Genomic DNA, 2,041 nt, shown 5'->3' with positions numbered 1-2,041 from the left:
GCTCGGGGAGGAACGGACGCGGCGCTGGACCGCAAGGTGCACCGCACGATCGCGGGGATCGCGACCGACCTGGAGGCACTGTCGTTCAACAAGGCGGTGGCCAAGCTGTACGAGCTGACCAGCGCGGTGGAGAAGGCGCCGCCATCCGCATCGCGCGACGCCGCGGTGGAGGCGATGATCCGGCTGGTATCGCCGATGGCGCCGCATCTGGCGGAGGAGGCGTGGGCGGCGCGCGGGCACGACGGGCTGGTCGCCGACGCGGCCTGGCCCGAGGTCGATCCCGCGCTGCTGGTCGAGGATGAGGTGACCGTGGCGGTGCAGGTCAACGGCAAGCTGCGCGATACGCTGGTGCTGGCGAAGGGCCTGCCGAAGGACGCGATCGAGGCCGCGGCGCTGGCGTCGGAGAAGGTGCAGAAGCAGCTCGACGGCGCGACCCCGAAGAAGGTGATCGTCGTTCCCGATCGCCTCGTGAACATCGTCGCATGACGCGGCTCGCGATTCTCGTGCCGTTGCTGCTGACCGCGTGCGGGCTCCAGCCGGTCTATTCCGGCGGGCGGCAGGGCGCGGTGGCGCAGGCGCTGGCGGGGATCGACATCGCGCCGATCGAGGGACGCGCGGGGTGGCTGGTCACCAACGCGCTGCGCGATCGCATCGGCGCGCTGGGAAGCGGACCGGCGCGCTACCGGCTGGATATCCGGCTGGACGACCAGATCGCGGGCCTCGGCAGCCGCAGCGACGATTCGGTCGCGCGCGAACGGCGGACGCTGCGCGCGCGCTACCAGCTGGTGGAGGCGCAGGGCGGCGCGGTGGTGCTGGACGCGACCGCGGGGTCCGACGCCGGGATCGACGTGGTCGGATCCGAATATGCCACGATCGCGGCGGAGAATACCGCGCTGGAGCGGCTGGCCGAGACGATCGCGGACCAGATCGTCGCGCGCGTCGCGGTCCATGCGCGGCGCGAGGCGAAGGCGGCGGGCACGCGATGAAGGCGACCGAGGCGCGGCTGAAGGCTGCGCTCGATCGCCCGCCCGCGGATATCAGGCTGTACCTGCTCCACGGTCCCGACGAATCCACGGCGCTGGCGCTGGCCGCGCGGCTGGCGGCGGCGATGGGGGCGGAGGCGGAGCGCGTCGACCTGGAACCCGGCGTCCTGCGCGGCGATCCCGCGCGGCTGGCGGACGAGGCGGCGTCGATGTCGCTGTTCGGCGGCGCGCGATCGATCCGCGTGACGGGCGCGGGGGAGGACGTGTTCCCGGCGGTCGAGGCGCTGCTGGCGGCGGACCGCGCGGGCAATCCCGCGGTGGTGGTCGCGCCCGGCGTCAAGGCGTCGGGGAAGCTGGTGAAGGCGGCGATCGAATCGGACCGCGCGCTGGCCTTCGCCTGCTACCAGCCGGACGACCGCAACCTGGCGGGAGTGGCGACCGACCTGGCCCGCGAGGCGGGGCTGCGCATCGCACCCGCGGTGGCGCAGCGGATCGTGCGCGCGGCGGAAGGGAATCGCGCGGTGATGGCGCGCGAGGTCGAGAAGCTGGCGCTGTACATGGACGCCGCGCCCGACCGCCCGGCGGAGGCGGACGAGGAGGCGCTGTCCGCGATCGGCGCGGTGCTGGCGGAGGGTGAGGCGGGCGAGATCGTGACCGCGGTGGTCGGGGGCGACGCGGCGGCGGTGTCGCTGGCGCTGCGCCGGATGCAGGGGCCCGACGCCTCGCCGATCCCGGTGCTGCGTGCGCTGGAGCGGCGGCTGGTGCAGCTGGCGGACATGCGCGCGGGGGTGGATGCGGGCGAGGGCGTCGAACAGGTGATGAAGCGCGCGCGCGTGTTCTGGAAGGAGGAGGGCGCGACGTCCGCGGCGCTGCGGCGCTGGGATGCGCGGTCGCTGCGCGCCGCGCTGGCGCGGGTGGCGGCGGCGCAACGCGACACGATCGCGGCGGGGTCGGCGGGCGGGGCGCTGGCGGGGCAGATGCTGTTGGCGCTGGCGGAGGCGCGGGGGCGGGGGAGGTAACTCTTCTTCTCCCCTCCCCTTCAGGGGAGGGGCTGGGGG

Annotated in this window: 3 protein-coding genes; all 3 read left to right on the top strand. The window is 74.6% G+C overall.

Features of this window, described 5'->3' with window-relative positions:
• Window positions 1–486, top strand: a 486-nt coding sequence (locus tag ASG29_RS02195; RefSeq protein WP_156457875.1) for a class I tRNA ligase family protein, incomplete at its 5' end; no start/stop codon positions are given.
• Window positions 483–986, top strand: coding sequence for an LPS assembly lipoprotein LptE (gene lptE / locus ASG29_RS02190; RefSeq protein ID WP_055979488.1), 504 nt, complete (start codon window positions 483–485; stop codon window positions 984–986). The genes ASG29_RS02195 and lptE, both read left to right, overlap by 4 nt.
• The gene (gene holA, locus ASG29_RS02185) at window positions 983–2,002 is read left to right on the top strand and encodes a DNA polymerase III subunit delta (protein ID WP_055979485.1); all 1,020 of its coding nucleotides are present in this window, start codon (window positions 983–985) and stop codon (window positions 2,000–2,002) included. The genes lptE and holA overlap by 4 nt, the downstream gene beginning before the upstream one ends.
• Window positions 2,003–2,041: the final 39 nt, after the last annotated feature.

This window comes from Sphingomonas sp. Leaf412 (assembly GCF_001425405.1).
Classification (GTDB): domain Bacteria; phylum Pseudomonadota; class Alphaproteobacteria; order Sphingomonadales; family Sphingomonadaceae; genus Sphingomonas.
Note: the sequence above shows the minus strand (reverse complement) of the source record. Positions and strands in the feature narration are given on the sequence as shown.

Coding starts and splice junctions, on each gene's coding strand:
- holA (WP_055979485.1), top strand. CDS start 983: ATGAAGGCGACCGAGGCGCGGCTGAAGGCTGCGCTCGATCGCCCGCCC.
- lptE (WP_055979488.1), top strand. CDS start 483: ATGACGCGGCTCGCGATTCTCGTGCCGTTGCTGCTGACCGCGTGCGGG.